Source organism: Phenylobacterium sp. LjRoot219 (assembly GCF_964252995.1).
Taxonomy (GTDB): Bacteria; Pseudomonadota; Alphaproteobacteria; order Caulobacterales; family Caulobacteraceae; genus Phenylobacterium.
In genome coordinates, this window is record NZ_CAXUQI020000001.1 from 540,109 (window position 1) to 555,822 (window position 15,714).

14 protein-coding genes and 1 tRNA gene are annotated in these 15,714 nt (G+C 71.3%); 9 read left to right on the forward strand and 6 right to left on the reverse strand.

What is annotated here, in order from left to right:
- Positions 1–4 precede the first annotated feature (4 nt).
- Entirely contained in the window at positions 5–2,236 is a 2,232-nt protein-coding gene (locus tag ACSQ14_RS02715; RefSeq protein WP_436009471.1) for a hypothetical protein, read from the forward strand.
- An 88-nt stretch (positions 2,237–2,324) separates the two neighbouring features.
- Positions 2,325–2,401 (forward strand) — tRNA-Arg (locus tag ACSQ14_RS02720).
- Positions 2,402–2,439: 38 nt separating this feature from the next.
- On the opposite strand, the gene ACSQ14_RS02725 is transcribed toward ACSQ14_RS02720, so the two are convergent.
- Entirely contained in the window at positions 2,440–3,279 is an 840-nt protein-coding gene (locus ACSQ14_RS02725) for a hypothetical protein (protein ID WP_436009473.1), read from the reverse strand.
- Between the two features lie 260 nt (positions 3,280–3,539).
- Between ACSQ14_RS02725 and ACSQ14_RS02730 the strand changes: the two genes are divergently transcribed.
- Positions 3,540–4,199: a DUF2726 domain-containing protein gene (locus ACSQ14_RS02730; protein WP_436009475.1), complete on the forward strand. Its 660-nt coding sequence runs from the start codon at positions 3,540–3,542 to the stop codon at positions 4,197–4,199.
- A gap of 80 nt (positions 4,200–4,279) precedes the next feature.
- Here the strand turns inward: ACSQ14_RS02730 and ACSQ14_RS02735 are convergent, their stop codons facing one another.
- Positions 4,280–5,677: an acyl-CoA reductase gene (locus ACSQ14_RS02735; RefSeq protein WP_436009477.1), complete on the reverse strand. Its 1,398-nt coding sequence runs from the start codon at positions 5,675–5,677 to the stop codon at positions 4,280–4,282.
- Positions 5,674–7,026 carry a hypothetical protein gene (locus ACSQ14_RS02740; RefSeq protein WP_436009479.1) on the reverse strand — a complete coding sequence of 451 codons (1,353 nt, stop codon included), beginning with the start codon at positions 7,024–7,026 and terminating at the stop codon, positions 5,674–5,676. Before ACSQ14_RS02740 ends, ACSQ14_RS02735 begins: the two co-directional genes overlap by 4 nt.
- A 221-nt stretch (positions 7,027–7,247) precedes the next feature.
- Between ACSQ14_RS02740 and ACSQ14_RS02745 the strand changes: the two genes are divergently transcribed.
- The 5 genes from ACSQ14_RS02745 (at position 7,248) to ACSQ14_RS02765 (ending at position 11,742) form a co-directional block, all read left to right on the forward strand.
- The gene (locus tag ACSQ14_RS02745) at positions 7,248–8,354 is read left to right on the forward strand and encodes a patatin-like phospholipase family protein (protein ID WP_436009481.1); all 1,107 of its coding nucleotides are present in this window, start codon (positions 7,248–7,250) and stop codon (positions 8,352–8,354) included.
- Between the two features lie 3 nt (positions 8,355–8,357).
- The gene (locus ACSQ14_RS02750; protein ID WP_436009483.1) at positions 8,358–9,815 is read left to right on the forward strand and encodes a GntP family permease; all 1,458 of its coding nucleotides are present in this window, start codon (positions 8,358–8,360) and stop codon (positions 9,813–9,815) included.
- Positions 9,816–9,954: 139 nt separating this feature from the next.
- Positions 9,955–10,419: an aminoacyl-tRNA deacylase gene (locus ACSQ14_RS02755; RefSeq protein WP_436009484.1), complete on the forward strand. Its 465-nt coding sequence runs from the start codon at positions 9,955–9,957 to the stop codon at positions 10,417–10,419.
- Between the two features lie 113 nt (positions 10,420–10,532).
- A complete protein-coding gene (locus tag ACSQ14_RS02760) occupies positions 10,533–10,724 on the forward strand; it encodes a DUF1059 domain-containing protein (RefSeq protein WP_436009486.1) in 192 nt (63 codons plus the stop codon).
- A 121-nt stretch (positions 10,725–10,845) separates the two neighbouring features.
- Positions 10,846–11,742, forward strand: coding sequence for a DMT family transporter (locus tag ACSQ14_RS02765; RefSeq protein WP_436009488.1), 897 nt, complete (start codon positions 10,846–10,848; stop codon positions 11,740–11,742).
- Between the two features lie 6 nt (positions 11,743–11,748).
- On the opposite strand, the gene ACSQ14_RS02770 is transcribed toward ACSQ14_RS02765, so the two are convergent.
- A complete protein-coding gene (locus ACSQ14_RS02770) occupies positions 11,749–14,076 on the reverse strand; it encodes a membrane-bound PQQ-dependent dehydrogenase, glucose/quinate/shikimate family (protein WP_436009490.1) in 2,328 nt (775 codons plus the stop codon).
- Between the two features lie 141 nt (positions 14,077–14,217).
- Here ACSQ14_RS02770 and ACSQ14_RS02775 point away from each other — a divergent pair, with 141 nt between their 5' ends.
- Positions 14,218–14,688 carry a nucleoside deaminase gene (locus ACSQ14_RS02775; protein WP_436009492.1) on the forward strand — a complete coding sequence of 157 codons (471 nt, stop codon included), beginning with the start codon at positions 14,218–14,220 and terminating at the stop codon, positions 14,686–14,688.
- On the opposite strand, the gene ACSQ14_RS02780 is transcribed toward ACSQ14_RS02775, so the two are convergent.
- Together ACSQ14_RS02780 and ACSQ14_RS02785 are read right to left on the reverse strand one after the other, a co-directional pair.
- Entirely contained in the window at positions 14,685–15,002 is a 318-nt protein-coding gene (locus tag ACSQ14_RS02780; protein WP_436009493.1) for a hypothetical protein, read from the reverse strand. The two genes, ACSQ14_RS02775 and ACSQ14_RS02780, sit on opposite strands and share 4 nt — an antisense overlap.
- A 112-nt stretch (positions 15,003–15,114) precedes the next feature.
- Positions 15,115–15,513: a DUF6491 family protein gene (locus ACSQ14_RS02785; RefSeq protein WP_436009495.1), complete on the reverse strand. Its 399-nt coding sequence runs from the start codon at positions 15,511–15,513 to the stop codon at positions 15,115–15,117.
- Positions 15,514–15,714 lie beyond the last annotated feature (201 nt).

Here is a 15,714-nt window from a genome sequence, read left to right on the forward strand (position 1 = left end):
ATCTGTGACGCTGAAGACGTTGGCGCGGCGAGAGGTGACGACCAGCCTGGGCGTGGTTCCGGTCTGGAGTCGTCCGGAGGTCGCCGCCTCGCGGCGGCCGATGGTGCTGGCGCTGCCCGGCCTGTTCGGCGACCCCGAGGACCTGGCCAACCTGCCCGAGGTCGTCGCGCAGGTGGCCGACGCGGTCCTCCTGCGGCTCGGCGACCTGCCGCCGTCGCTGCTCGCCGACGGCGCGCTGGCCGACCTCGCCCGCGCCGTGGGCGAGGTGATCGACCGGCTGTACGCCGATCGCGCGGTGGTCGTGCTGGGCGCCTCGATCGGCGCGACCGTGGCGCTCGGCGTCCGCGCCGCCGCCGTGCGTCGCATCGTGGCGATCGAGCCGATCCTGGCGACCGAGGCGCTCTGGCCGCTGGCCGAGCCGTTGCGCGGCCATCTGCGCAGCCGGCCCGACGACCCGCAGAGCCGCAACCTGTTCTGGCGGCTGTTCGGCGTCAGCCGCGAGCGGACGGCGCCGCGCGATCATCGTCAGGCGCTCGACGGCCTCGCGGTTCCGGTCGACGTGATCCTCGGCGGCGAGCTGCTGGGCGAACCGCGCGCGGTCACCGCCTTTCCGAGCCTGGTCGCACCGGCCGAGCGTGCGCGGCTCGCCGCCCTGCCGCCGGCGCGCCTGCACCTGGCGCCCGGCGTCGGCCACAACGTGCAGGCCGACGCCGCCAAGCTGCTCAAGGAAGTGGTCTTCGAGGCCTGCCGCCGCGCCTCGGCCGCGCCGGCCTACGCGGTCGCCGGCCTGGACGAGGCGCTGGTCGAAGCCGCGCCGCTCGAGGCGCGGCGGGTGGCGCACTGGGGACCCGGCGGACGCGCCTTCGCCGGCGCCTATCTGTCGTGGAACCCGAACGCCGAGATCGAGGTGCTGGGGATGGACCCGGCGGCCGCGCCACGGCCCGCCGAACCGTATGACGCCGTGGTCCTCGGCGCGGCCCCGGCGGCGGCGGTGCTGACCAGCCTGGCCGCGGCGCTGCGGCCCGGCGGCCATCTGCTGGCGCGCTGGACCTCGGCCCAGGCCGCACCACCGCCGATCCGCGCCGCCCTGGCCGCCGCCGGGCTGGCGCTGCGCGAGCCGGTCGACGCCGGCGGGACCGGGGTGCTGCGCGCCTGCAAGGCTGCCTCCGCCCGGCCGCCGGCGCTGCGGCTCGAGACCGTCGCCTTCGCCAACTTCCTGATGGACATCCGCTCGCGGCTGCCGGCGCGGGGCCTGCGCTCGGACCCGGAGCTGGAGGTCGCGTACGCCACCGCGCCGCATACGCCGCGGCCGCTGCCGCTGGACCGGCCGAAGGTGCTGGTGCTGCAGCGGCCCGGTCCGACGAGCCTGGAGCAGGGGCGGGCGCTGATGGCCTTCGCCATCGTCTGCGGCTGGGTGTTGGTCACCGAGTACGACGACCACCCGGTCCTGGTCGCCGAGGCGTTGAAGCGGCCGTTCGGGCCCGGCGACATGGACCGCTTCGGCTACACCCACGCCTTGCAGACCACGACCGCGCCGCTCGCCGAGGTGTTCCGGCCGCACGTCGGCGAGGTGCGCATCTTCGAGAACGCGGTGTTCGAGCTGGCGCCGTTTCCGACCAAGCCGGCGCCGCGCCGGGTGTTCTACGGCGCAGTCACCCGCGGCGGCTTCGGCGTCGAGGTGGCCCGCTCGCTGGCGCCGGTGACCGCCGAATTCCCCGACCTCGAGTTCGTCGTGCTCGGCGACCGCGCCGTGTTCGACGCCCTGCCGACCGCCAATAAGGTCTACGAGGACTACCTGCCGTATGAGGGCTACCTGGCGCGCATGGCCGGCTGCGCCGTCTCGCTGTCGCCGATCGAGCCGGCCCCGGGCCGCGAGACCAAGAGCGACGCCAAGTTCCTCGACGCCGCCCGCGCCGGCGTGGTCACCATCGCCTCGCCGCTGATCTACGACCGGGTGATCCGGCACGGCGAGAACGGCCTGCTGGCGCCGCGGCTGGAGGATTGGGCGCCGCTGCTGCGCCAGGCGCTGGCCGATCCGGTCGCGACCCGGGCGATGGGCCGCCGGGCCTGGGACTATGTGCGGGCCGAGCGGATGTTCGCCCGCCAGGTCGCCGAACGGCGCGATTGGTACCGCGACCTGTGGTCTCGCCGAGAGGCGCTGAACCGGGCGGCGCTGGCGCGGATGCCCGGCCTGGCCGCCGCAGTCGCCGCCGAACGGACCCGCCGCGGCCTCTGATGGCGAAGGCTTTCACCCAACTGTCGTGTTAGGGGTTGAACAGGGCGAGCGACGACGCTAGATAGCCGCCCTCGCCGCAAGGCGATGCGCGCCCGTAGCTCAGCTGGATAGAGCATCAGACTACGAATCTGAGGGTCGGACGTTCGAATCGTTCCGGGCGCGCCATTTCTTCCTGAAAACCCCCACCTGCATGTCGCCGCCGCCTACGGGATCACCGGGCCTGGCGGTCGCCAATGGTCGAACGTCGCCGGCGGTTGGGCGCGCATGAAGCTCTGCACCATCTCCATCGGGCCCTGGCCCTCGACGATCAGGCCGAGCGCCGGGCGGTTGATGTCGACGATCAGCACCAGCGAGAGCGTCAGCAGGGCCATCAGGAAGACCGCGGCGAAGCGCCCGCGCAGGCCCCGCAGCACGTAGCCCAGCACGCCCGCGGTGGTGATCAGATAGATGCACAGCACCGCAAACACCTCGGCCGGAACGCGCGCCAGCCGGGCGGCCTTGCGCGAGGTGTCGAGGTCGATCACCTCGTTGACGCTCTCCAGGTAGACGCTGGAGAAGTCGCGGGCCTTGATCGAGTCGAAGGCGGCGCTGGCGGCCGCCCACATGTCGACGATCAGCGCGTCGTTCACCACCAGGTACGGGCCGACTTTCGACGGGGGGGCCTTGGCCAGCAGGATCCGGTTGTCGGTGTAGCGGACCAGCAGGTCGGTCATCCGGCTGCGGTGCGGCTCGATCAGCAGCTGGGCCCGCAGATAGGTCGTGCCGATGGCGTTGGCCTCCTGCAGCACCAGGGCGCGGCGCGCGTCGAACCGGTCGACCGCCAGCGAGAAGGTGAAGCCCATCAGCAGCGCCAGCAGGCCCAGCACCGCCGAGACGATGTAGCCTTCCTGGCCGTCGGCCTCGCTGGCGTCGCGTCGGCGATTGCGCTGGACTTTCAGCAGGATGCCGAGGGCAGCGGCGGCGCACATGGCGGCGAACAGGCCCAGCGCGACCCACGGCAGCGGGGTGGAGCTGAGGAAGGTCTGGAACCAGGGCCAGTGCATCGGAGGTCTCCGGTTGGGGCCGCACGCGCGCTTACGGCGCGCCGCGCGACCCGCTCAGCGCGTCACCATGTCCGGCTTCCGCCGGGCGTATCCCGGCATTTGAGAACCCGAGCTGCGCCTTAGCCTGCGCCAGGCTTCACTGTGGCGGCTGATCGAAAGAGTGGGACAGCCGCTGTCCGTCGGCGGAACCTCAACCTTCGGCTGCGCGGCCGAACGACGTCCGCGCGGCGCATGGGAGGGCGCAAGGCCTGGGCTGGGCGATGGACAACGCGTTCCAATTCTTCCTCTTCGCCGTGGTGGCGGGGGCCTTCCTGCTGGGCATCTATGGCCGGCGCTGGCGGTCACGCCTGCGCGCGCCGCGCAAGGCCCGTCGGCCGCGGCCGACGGGCAGGCCGCAACTGCGGATCGTGCCGCCCAGTCCTGCGCCCGCGCCGCCTCTGACGCCGGAAGCGGCGGACCAACTGCGGTACGTGATGACGGCGACCTTCCGGACGAAACCGCTGCTCTCCAGCGCGGAGGCGCGGATCCTGCGCACGGCGGAGGTGGCGATCGCCGAACGGGGGCTGCCCTGGCGGGTGATGGCGCAGGTCTGCCTGGGCGAGATCCTCGCCTCGCCGAACGCCCGGGCGTATGCCGCGATCAACAGCAAGCGGGTCGACCTGTTGCTGATCAACGCGGCCAGCCAGCCGATCGCGGCGATCGAGCACCAGGGGACTGGCCACTATCAGGGCGCCGCGCCGGTCCGCGACGCGGTCAAGACGGAGGCGCTGCGCCGCGCGGGCGTGCGCTACATCGAGATCACGTCGGAGCACCGGCCGCAGGATCTGGCCCAGGAGATCGACCGCCTGGCCGCAGCGCTCGGCGTCGGCCGCGGGCGGCCGCCGGCGTCGGAAATGCCCGCGGCGCCGGCGAACGACTGAGAAGACGTCCAGTCAGCACGACGCCGGCGCTTCCAGGAAGCGCCGGCGCGGCTCTGTTCAGGCCTGGGCCGCGAGGGCGGTCAGGCGTCTTCCTGCGACATCCAGTGGACCATCCGCTGCAGCGGGAACATCGCGTCGTGCGGCGAGCCCATCACATGCTTGGACGCCGAGCCGAGGCGGACGACCCGCTGGGCGCCGGAGTTGGCCAGCCGGTCGCGCAGCTTCACCTTGGTGGCCTCCGGATAGACCCCGACGGTCTGGGTGGCGACGTTCACGTAGCGGATCGCCTGGTCCAGCGACTTCAGGTGCACGACGTTGGCAGTCTTGTTCGACGGGTGGAACTGCACCGGCTCGTCGGTCAGTAGCACCAGGCCGCGGCCGTCCGGCTTGCCCCACACCTGGGCCTCGTCCATCAGCTCCAGCGCGGTGACCTCCTCGTGCAGCTCCGCCGGCGGGGCCGGGGCGTCCGACGAGGCCAGGTCGCGGTCGGCGTTCAGCCGCGCCTGCAGCTGCGCGCAGAACGTCTCGACCCCGGCGCGCTCGCCCTCGACGAAGATGAACCGGCTCGCGAGGCAGGCTTCCTGGTTGTAGACGCTGACGTCGGTCGCCGCGGCCTCGGCGATCTGCGCGATCACCTCCTCCGACTGGAAGCCCTCCGGCCCGATCATCGAGATCGAGGTCTTCGGGTCGAACGACACCAGCTGCAGGCCCGGGCTCAGGTACTTGATGACGTTGTCGATCGCCGAGCCGCCGCCCCAGGCGATGATCCGATTGAAGTACTGCGGCCGGTACAGCGTCTTTTCGATCCGCTCGTCGCCGCCGCGCCAGTAGACCGCCGACATCGACTTCACGACCGGATGCTCGGGATCGATGTCGGCCATGGTGCGCAGCACCGCCACGCAGGAGAACGGGTCGCTCGACGGCATCTTGAAGACGTTGATCGCCTTCAGCATCGCGCCCTGGGCGATCGACGAGACGCAGGACGACGGCGAGTTGCCGGCCAGCATGTGGATCATCCGCGGCGGGAAGGCCCGCAGCGCCGCGGTCTGGCCGTGGGCGTCGGTGCGCTCCACCCATTCGTCGAAGTAGCGCAGGTCTGGGAAGTTGGACTGCATCTGCGCCAGCAGCACGTCGCGGCTGAGCATCGGCCGGGCGCGGTGGAACGAGTTCTCGATGATCCGCCGCGGCAGGGGATTGGTGGCGATGATGAACTCCATCGCCTCCTGCAGGTAGGGGTTCTTGGCCACGTCCAGGCGCTCGCCGACCTCGACCAGGAAGTCGATGATCTCCGAGAGCTTCAGCTCATAGAGCGGCGGCATCTCCGAGCGCGGGGTGACCAGGGCGTCGAGGTCGATCGCCGGCGTCGTGAAGTCGACGCCGAGGTCGCGCGAGCGGTGGGTGACCTCCTGGCCCTCGACCAGTTGGCCGCGGATGACGTGGTTGACGCGGATCGCGTCGGTCTTGCTGATCGCGTTCACGCCACACCTCGCACGTAAGCATCGACGGTGCCCGCGCAGCCGATCTTGTCGTCGCCTTCGAGGTCGGCGTAGCGGACGATGTTGTCGCGGATCGACGGGCCCTTGCGGCCGCAGCCGCAGGCGTCGAACGACAGCGAGATCTTGTCGCCGGTGATGACGCCGCCCCAGCGGCCGTCGAGCGACAGGTCGAAGAAGGCGGCGCGGCCCTCGATCTCGCCCTCGCCGAAGCCCTCCTGCAGCGCGTCGCCGTCCTTGTTGAGGATCATCGGCACGATCCACGGCGGAACGTGATAGCGGCCGCCGTCCTGGCACTTCGGCATGCCGGAGTTCAGCTCCTGCATCGAATAGTTCTGGAATTGCCGGCCGGCGGGGATGTTGAAGGTCTCGTGGACGAACTCCTGGTAGTCGGCCGGCAGCTGGGCGCGCTTTAGCCCGCCGCCGACGTAGATGCAGTTGTCCGGGTTGAAGTCCTTGGCGCTGTAGCCGAGCTCGCGGACCGCTTTGGCGACCTGGTAGAGGCCGTTCCACAGGCCGGAGATCATCAGCTTCTTGTCGCGGTTCTCCACCAGCCGCTGGGCGGTGATGCCGACCGCGGCTTCGACCGCCGCGGCGCGCTCCTTGGTGGTGGCCTCGAAGTCGGCGAGCTCGCCCGGGCGGGCCGTGCCGTCGGCGATTTTCTTGCGCAGCACCACCATCTTGGTCAGCGACCCGACGGTGATCGGCGGCACCGGATAGTCGATGCGGCCCCATTCCGGATTGGCGAAAGCGGCCTTCTGGGCTTCGCCGATGGTGATGTTCTTCGGCACGCTGGCGACCGGCGCGCAGCCGACGATCAGCCGGTCCTGGGCCGGCTTCACGCCCGAGCCCCAGGCGAACACGTTGACCGTGTCGATCTTCGACCAGTCCATGTCCGCCTGCGAGGCGATCAGCATCGCCGACTTGCCGGTGGTGCCGCTCGAGCAGGAGATGAAGTGGCCGGCGGCCTGCAGCCGGGCGATCCAGTCGTCGATGTCGGCGATGCCGTCGAGGTCGATCGGCTTGATCGGATGCGAGGAGACGGTGCCCAGCCACTTGGTCAGCCGGTCCCACTTCTCCTCCATCAGCCAGCCTTCCGGATAGCTCTTGTAGGCGGTGTGCGGGAACAGCAGCGGGACCGCGTCGTCGACCGAGCGGATCTCGCTCGCGCCGGCTTCCTTGGCGCGGTGGGCGAGCAGCTTGATGTTGTCCTTGCGCTCCTGGAAGCGCTCGTTCAGCGCCTCGAGCTGCGTCTGCCGCAGCTCCGAATAGGGGATGTCAAATCGGGTTTCATCCGACACAAGCCGGGTCAGGCGCTCGACGGCGGCTCCCATGCCACGCTCCTAATTCTGGCGGGGCCTTAATGGCACCCGGTACGTTTCATTTCTGCCTCCTCGCGACGGAACGCAAGCGAATTGTGCGTGAGCGCGAATTTTCCGCCCTGGGCGGCGGCGGGCGCGCGGTTTTGTCAGCCGGGATCCCTTTTGAGGGGGCGCCGCCCGCCCCGGCCGCCTAGGGTCCGCGGTCGGCGGGGCCTGCGGACGGGAGAAGTTCCATGGCCGAGTCGACGCCTGGGCCGGCCTCTGAGCCGACGTCTGAGCCGAAGACGGCCGGAGCGCGGGACGGTCCACTGCCCATCAACCTGGCCCTGCAGGGCGGCGGCTCCCACGGGGCCTTCACCTGGGGCGTCATCGAACGCGTCTTCGACGAGCCGGGGCTGCAGGTCGAAAGCATCACCGGCACCTCGGCCGGGGCGATGAACGCCGTCCTGGCCGCCTACGGCCACCTGCTGGGCGGCCCCGCCGGGGTCAAAACCGTCCTGGAGACGTTCTGGCGCAGCATCAGCGACGCCGCTCGCTTCAGCCCGATCCAGCGGACGCCGTGGAACGTGGCGACGGGCAACTGGTCGCTCGACGGCTCGCCGGGCTACTGGTTCTTCGACATCTTCAGCCGGCTGTTCTCGCCCTATGAGGTCAATCCGGGGAACCTCAATCCGCTGCGCGACATCCTTGAGGCGAGTATCGACTTCGAGCGGCTGAAAGACTCGCCGATCAAGCTGTTCATCAACGCCACCAATGTGCGCACCGGTTTGCCGCGGGTGTTCCGCAACGCCGAGCTGAGCGCCGACGTCATCCTGGCCTCCAGCTGCCTGCCGCTGATGCATCAGGCGATCGAGATCGAGGGCGATCCCTATTGGGACGGCGGCTTCTCCGGCAATCCGCTGATGACGCCGCTGGTGCACGAATGCCGGGCCCGCGACATCCTGCTGGTGCAGATCAATCCGATCGAACGGCCGGGGGTGCCGCGGACGGCGCGGGAGATCCTCGACCGGCTGAACGAGATCTCGTTCAACTCCAGCCTGAAGAAGGAACTGCGCGGGATCGCCATGTTCCAGCGCCTGATCGCCGCGGGCGAGAACCTGGGCGACATCGGCTGGGCCGATGACTGGGCGAGCGCCCGCATCCATCGCGTGACCACGCCGATGATGGTCGAGCTCGGCGCCTCCTCGAAGCTCAACGCCGAGTGGGCGTTCCTGTCGATGCTCCGCCAGGAAGGCCACGAGCGCACCGCGGCCTTCCTCGAGAAACATGCCGACGACCTCGGCGTGCGCTCCAGCTACGACATCTCGACCTTGCTCCACACGCTGCTGGAACAGGGCTGAGCCGTGAGCCTGCTCGGCATCCTCCTGGCGCTCGGCCTGCTGATCTACCTGGCCTACCGCGGCTGGAGCATCCTGCTGCTGGCGCCGATCTGCGCGCTGATCGCCGCCCTGACCGCCGGCCAGCCGCTGCTCGCCAACTGGACCCAGACGTTCATGCGCATCGCGGCGGATTTCATCGGCCAGTTCTTCCCGATCTTTCTGCTCGGCGCGCTGTTCGGCAAGCTGATGGAGGCCAGCGGTGCGGTCGAGGCGATCGCCAACTACATGACCGCAAAGCTCGGGGCGCAGCGCGCCATCCTCGCCATCGTGCTGGCCGGGGCCTTCGTCACCTATGGCGGCGTCAGCCTGTTCGTCGCCTTCTTCGTCCTCGCGCCGATGGGCCACGCCCTGTTCAAGGCGGCCGACATTCCGCACCGGCTGATGCCGGCGGCGATCTCCCTCGGCACGGCGACCTTCACCATGTCGGCGATGCCGGGCACGCCGGCGATCCAGAACACCATTCCCATGCCGTTCTTCGGCACCACGGCCTTCGCCGCCCCGGTGCTCGGCCTGATCGCCTCGGCGATCATGCTCGCCTTCGGCCTGTGGTGGCTGGGCCGGGCGGAGACGCGGGCGCGGCGGCGCGGCGAAGGTTATGCCTACACCGGATCGGCTACGCCGCAGCGCGCGGTCGAGGACGACATCATCCGCGAGCGCGCCACCCTCGCGCGCGAGTTCGACCCGCGCGAGCTGCCCCGGGGCGTCCATGCCGCGCCGCCGCCGCCGCCGATACTGATCGCCGCCTTGCCGCTGGTCACGGTGGTGACAGTCAATCTGGTCATGTCGCTGCTGGTCCTGCCGCGCATGGACGCAGACTTCCTGGCGGAGCCGCGCTGGGGGGCGACATCGCTGGCGGCGGTCGGCGGGGTGTGGTCGGTCATCGTCGCCCTGTCCGCCGCGATCGCCCTCACGCTCGCGCTCAACGCCGCGCGGCTGCCGACCCTGCGCGAGACCATCTCCGCGGGCGTCAACGCGGCGGCCCTGCCGATCCTCAGCGTCGCCAGCCTGGTCGGCTTCGGCGCGGTGGTCGCCGGTCTGCCGGCGTTCGAGGTCGTGAAAAACTGGGTGCTCGGCATTCAGGGCGGGCCGCTGGTCTCGCTGGCCATCGCCACCAACCTGCTGGCGGCGCTGACCGGCTCGGCCTCGGGCGGGCTGACCATCGCTCTCGATGCGCTCGCGCCCAGCTACCTGCAGCTCGCCGCCCAGGCCGGGATCGATCCCGGGACGATGCACCGCGTCGCCGTCATCGGCGCCGGCACCCTCGACAGCCTGCCGCACAACGGCGCGGTGGTGAGCCTGCTCGCGGTCTGCGGCGCGACGCACAAGGACGCCTACTTCGACATCGTCATGACCGCGATCGTCGGCGCGCTGATCGCGCTGGTGGTGGTGATCGTCCTCGGCTCCGTATTCACATCCTTCTGAGGGCGGAGGTTGCGCGCGCCGGCCACGCTTTGGCCGCGGGCGCCTCTCGGCTATGATGCCGCTCTAGGGCGCTGACCAGGATTGGCGTCTCGCGGCGCCGATCCGCAGCATTCGCTCCGACCTGTTGCGGGAGGACGTGATGGCGATTTCACAAACGCTACGAAACTATATGGACGGCTGCGGCGTGACCTTCCACGAGGTCCCGCATGCGCACGCGATGCAGGCGGCGAAGGTCGCCGAGGCGGCGCACATTCCCGGCCGGCGCGTGGCCAAGAGCGTGCTCGTGCGCGTCGGCGACCGCTACATGCTGGCGGTGGCCCCGTCGTCGCGGCGCATCCAGCTGGACGACTTAGCGCGCTGGCTCGGCCAGGACGTGATGCTGGCCGAGGAGGCCGACGCCGCGCCGCTGTTCTCCGACTGCGAGCTCGGCGCCATGCCGCCGATCGGCGCCGCCTTCGGCCTGCAGACCATCCTCGACGATGAGCTGATGAGCGCCGACGACATCTATTTCGAGGGCGGCGACCACCGCACCCTGGTGCATGTCGGCGGCCCGGACTGGCGCCGTCTGCAAGGCGACGCCGGGCATTGCGCGATGTGCGCCTGACCCCGGCGCGGCGCGGGGGTGAATTGTCGCCGGCGTGAGAGGCCGCGGGCGCGCGCGCTAGACTGCCTCTGTCCTCGCGCCGCCGGCCGGCGGCCGAACGAGGGAGAGCGTCCATGCGAAAATACATCGACTGTCGCGAGGTCCCCAGCGAGAGCGGCTGCACCGTCGCGATCTCCGCGGACAATGAGACCGAGCTTCTCGAGGCCGCCGTGCAGCACGCCGTGGCGGTGCACCACCACCCGGACACGCCGGAACTGCGCACCATGATCAAGCAGGCCATACGCGAGGGCGCCCCCGCCGCCTGACTGCCCAGCCAGGCGGCGCGAAGCCCGCCGACGCCGTAAAGCGGCCGCCCGGGCTTGAGAGGGCGCGGCGGGGCGGCTAGTCAGCCCGCAGTCGCGTCGGGGCGCAGGTGCAGGGCGAAGCATGCAGTGGTTGGCCATCTTCGCCCTGGTCCTCGCCGGCGCCGGCTGGGGGATCGGCCTGCCGCTGGGCAAGCTGGCGCTGCGCGAGATCGATCCCGCGCACATGGTGCTGCTGCGCTTTACGGTGGCGGCGCTCGCCGCCGCGCCGTTCGCCTTCGCCCGCCGCGAGACCCGCGCCCTGTTCCGCTCGCCGCCGGTGATCGTCGCGGGCGTGCTCTATGGCGTCGCCTTCGTGCTGCAGTTCGAGGGGCTGGCGGGGGTCAGCGTCACCCTGGGCGCGCTGCTGGTCGGCGCCATGCCGGCGCTGGTCGCGGTCTGCGCCCGGCTGATGGGCGAACGGCTGAACCGGCTGGTCTGGATCGGCGTCGCCGGCGCGACGCTGGGCGCGGCGCTGATCGCCGGCAAGCCGGAGGGGGCCGGCACGCCGCTCGGCATCGGCCTGTCGCTGGCGTCGCTGTTCCTCTTCCTCGGCTGGCTGGTGGCGCTGAAGCGCGTGCCGGCGGACCCGACGCCGTTGGCGGTGCCGGCGGTGACCATCGTCATCGCCGCGCTGGCCATCCTGCCGGTGTCGCTGGCGCTGCACGGCCTGCCGACGTTGACGCTGAGCCCGCAGGCCTGGGCCGGCATCGTCGGGCAGGGGATCTTCTCGACCCTGGTGGCGACCGCGGCCTGGCAGTACGGCGCGACCCGCGTGGGCAGCGCGACGGCCGGGGTGTTCATCAACATCGAGCCGCTGCTGGGCGCGGCGCTCGGGGTGATGATGTTCGGCGACAACCTGACCGTCGGGCTCGCGGCCGGCGGGGCGATGATCCTGGCCGGCAGCTTCGTCGTGGTGCTGGGCGAGCGCGCCACGCCGCCGCACACCCTCGCGCACGACTGCCCGGCGACGCCGGCCTGAGCGCCGTCACTTCGCCGGCAGGGCGTAGGCCATCAGCGTTCCGCCGGCCGGTCCCGGCAGGCCGGGATGGCCGCCGGCGGCGATGACCACGAACTGCCGCCCGCTCTTCGGCGAGAGGTAACTCATCGGCGTCGCCGCGCCGATGCTGGGCAGCGGCGTGCGCCACAGCTCCCGGCCGGTCCCGATATCGATCGCCCGGAAGCTGCGGTCCTGCGAGGCGCCGATGAACACCAGGCCGCCGCCGGTGGCGATCGAGCCGCCCAGGTTGGGCACGCCCATGCGGAACGGCAGCCGCGATTCCACCCCCATCGGGCCGGCGTGCCTCGCCACGCCGAACGGCTGGCTCCAGACCAGCTGGCCAGTGGCGAGGTCGACGGCGCTCAGCCGGCCATAGGGCGGCTCCTGGCAGGGGACCCGAAGCGGCGACTGGAACACCGCGCGCTGGAAGGCGTAGGGCGTCCCCTGCTGCGGGAACAGGAAGGCGTCGGCGTGGCCGCCCGGCTTCGGCGGCGGGATCTTCGCGGCCTCGGCCTGCGGCACCAGCCGGGCGATGTCGGCCATGTAGAGGCTGTTGGTGATCATCAGCCGGCGCGCCGGATCGATGGTCACGCTGCCCCAGTTCACCCCGCCGGCCGATCCCGGATAGGCGATCGCCTTCTTCAGGCCGGGCGGCGTGAACTCGCCGTCGTAGCGCGCCTGGCGGAACTGCAGCCGGCACCACAGCTGGTCGAGCGGCGTGATCCCCCACATGTCGACCTCGCGCAAGGCTGGGCCAGCGACGTCAGCGAAGCCCGGGCTGTAGGGCTGGGTCGCCGCGGTCCATTCGCCGGCCGCCGCGCCCTGCGGCGCGGGCTTCTCGACCACCGGATAGATCGGCCGGCCGTCTCTGCGGTCGAGGACGAAGAACTGGCCGCGCTTGGTCGGCTGGATCAGCGCCGGGACCGGCCCGCCCGGACGGGGGATGTCGGTCAGCACCGGCTGGGCGCCGACGTCGTAGTCCCAGATGTCGTGGTGCACCGTCTGGAAGGCCCAGCGGACCTTGCCCGTCGCGGCCTCGAGCGCGACCACCGAGGTGCCGTAGCGCTCGGCCGCCGGCGAGCGGTGGGCGCCGAAGTAGTCCGGCGTGGTGACGCCGGTCGGCACATAGATCAGGCCCAGCGCCTCGTCGCCGCTGAACACGCCCCAGGCGTTGGGCGATCCCCGCGCGTAGGTCTCGCCGGGCGCGAGCGGGGCGCTCGGGTCGGGGCGTGCGGCGTCCCACGCCCAGCGCAGCTGGCCGGTCACCGCGTCGTAGGCCCGCACCGCCCCGGAGGGCTCGCCGACGTAAAGGCCATCGGTCACCCAGCCGCCGATCACCGCGACGCCGTTCAGCACCGTCGGCGGCGAGGTCGGGAAGGTGATGCCGGTCGGCGTCTCGCCGAGGTTCTCCAGCAGCGAGACGGCGCCGCCGTTCCCGAACGATCGGCACGGCCGGCCGGTCTCGGCGTCGAGCGCCAGCATCCGCCCGTCGTGCGCGCCGAACAGGATGCGCCGTGGGCAGTCGGCCACCCGGCCGGGCGCTTCGTAGTAGGAGACCCCGCGGCAGGTGGCGGCGAAGACGCCGTCCAGCTTGGTCTTCGGGTCGAAGCGCCAGAGCTGCTCGCCGGTCTCCTGGTCCAGCGCCACGACGACGTCGCGGTCGAGGCAGAGATACAGCCGCCCGCCCGCCGCCAGCGGCGTCGCCTCGAAACTGTGGAAGCCGAACGGGGCGACGTCGGAGCGGAAGGCCCAGGCCAGCTCGAGCTTGGCGACGTTGCCGGCGTCGATCTGCGCCAACGGGACGAACCGGTCGCCGGCCAGGGTGCGGCCCCAGTGGCGCCATTCGCCCTGCGCCGGGTCCGGCGCTGCGGCGGCCGCCCGCACCGGCGCCGCGGCTTGCGGCCCGGCGGCCGTGGTCGGCTGCAGCGTAGCGATCCCGAACGTCAGCGCGATCGCCAGGACCGGGGCGGCGATCCACCAGGGGGTCGCATCGCCCGCCCGGCGGCGCACCGCCGGCGCCAGCAGGCAGAGGCCGAGCAGGGCCGGCGCGATCAGCCGCGGCGCCAGCGCCCAGCCGTCCAACCCCGCCTCCCAGACCGCCCAGCCGAGCGTGGCTGCGAGCAGCAGGCCGAACAGCGGCAGCGCCCAGGCGCGACGGATGGCGATCCCGAGCGCGGCCGCCACGACCGCGGCGCCCGCCAGCAGGTAGTAGGGACTGCCGCCGGCCAGGCTCAGCGCGCCGCCGCCGACCAGCAACACGCCGCCGACCAGCAGCATCAGTATCGTCAGCACGACGACGAGAACCCGCCCCGGCATGCGCCTTTTCCTCCCGCGGCGCGCCGGGTGTTATGGTTGTCAGGCGCGCCGACGCATTACCGGCGAAATAGCGGCGGCCGTCCTATTCGCCGCCGCAGTCAGACTTGACCGCACACGAAACTTGGCCGTGGGGAACCGGTGATGAGCCCCGACGAGCGCTTTCTCTGCGAGGCCATCGAACTGGCCCGGGCCAATGTCGCCGCCGGCGGCCGGCCGTTCGGCGCGGTCGTCGTCAGGGACGGCCGGGTGATCGCCAGCGGCGTCAACCAGATCCATCAGACCCACGACCCGACCGCGCACGCCGAGCTGTCGGCGATCCGCGCCGCCGGCCAGGCGCTCGGTTCGCCGAACCTCGCCGGCTGCGTCGTCTACGCCAGCGGCCACCCGTGCCCGATGTGCCTGGCGGCGATGCGCCTCGCCGGGGTCGACGAGGTCGCCTACGCCTACTCGCAGGAGGACGGCGCGCCCTACGGCCTGTCGACGGCGGCGCTCTACGCCGAACTGGCCAAGCCGTTCGCCGACCAGGCGATGAAGATCCGCTACGCGCCGACCCGCCCGGCCGGCCCCGACCTCTACGCGGCGTGGAAAGCGCGCCAGATCCCGCAGGCCTAACGTCGGCTGAGTTCAGCCGCCGCCGCGGCGCGCGGCGGCGAGCTCCTGCTGCCGTCGATGCGTCGGCGCGGCAAGGCTTCGTCGAGGAACTCCAACTGCCGTCGCCGCACCGCGGGCGATCTCCGTCGCGAGCCGCTCGACACTGACCCGGCGTCCACGCGGCTGCGGTCGTCGCCGCTGCGGGATCCGGAGGTCAGGATGAAGACGGTCGGTCGGGTCAGCTCGACCCATTTCGCCAACCGCAGCTCATGGCCCGGATGGGCGACGGCCAGCGCCGTGCGTCCGCCTGGCGGATTGGGATAGGCGGAACTCATGGGGCGTCACTGCTGCTTCTGGCCCGCCGGGCATACGGCAGGCCAGCGCTTGTAGCAGTGAGGCTTCAGTCCGCCAGCGCCCGAAGGGCTTTCGGGCGTGGACGGATTGCCGCTACGGCAGGTCCTTCTTCGGGATCGCCGCGACCTCGGCCGGCGTGAGCTTGCGCAGCGAGGTGGCGATCAGCGGCTGCCGGAAGCCCAGGCTGTCGGAGATCGCCAGGTCGAGGTCGAGGTGCGAGCAGATCCAGCTGGAGCCGCGCACTTCGTTGATCAGGAACTGGTCGGCGCCCTTGCGCGCATGCGTCCCCGGCGTCAGCTCGACCTTGTAGTAGTCGCGCAGGCCGACGCGCAGATACAGGGCGTCGCCCTTGTCCGCCGTGGTCCAGCCGTTCCAGTTGTTGCTGGCGAAGCAGTTGCTGCTCTTCTTCGCCGTCGCGTCCGTCGCGGCGTGGGCGACCGGCGCGGCCGCCAGAATCGCCAGCGCGGCCGCAACACGTATCAGGGTCTGCATTGGGCTTCCTCCTCCTCGAGGCTCCCCTTTCATGGACGTCCCGGCTGTCTGCAGGCCCCACGCAGGCGACGAGAACTGCCAATTCTAACGCCAATCCGGTTTTTCGTCATTCGGTCGCGATATTGGCCTTGTGGCGTGGCGACTTGGTCACAGAGCCCGGCTAACGACGTATCGCCCGGAGCGCCGGAATGGCGCATCTGG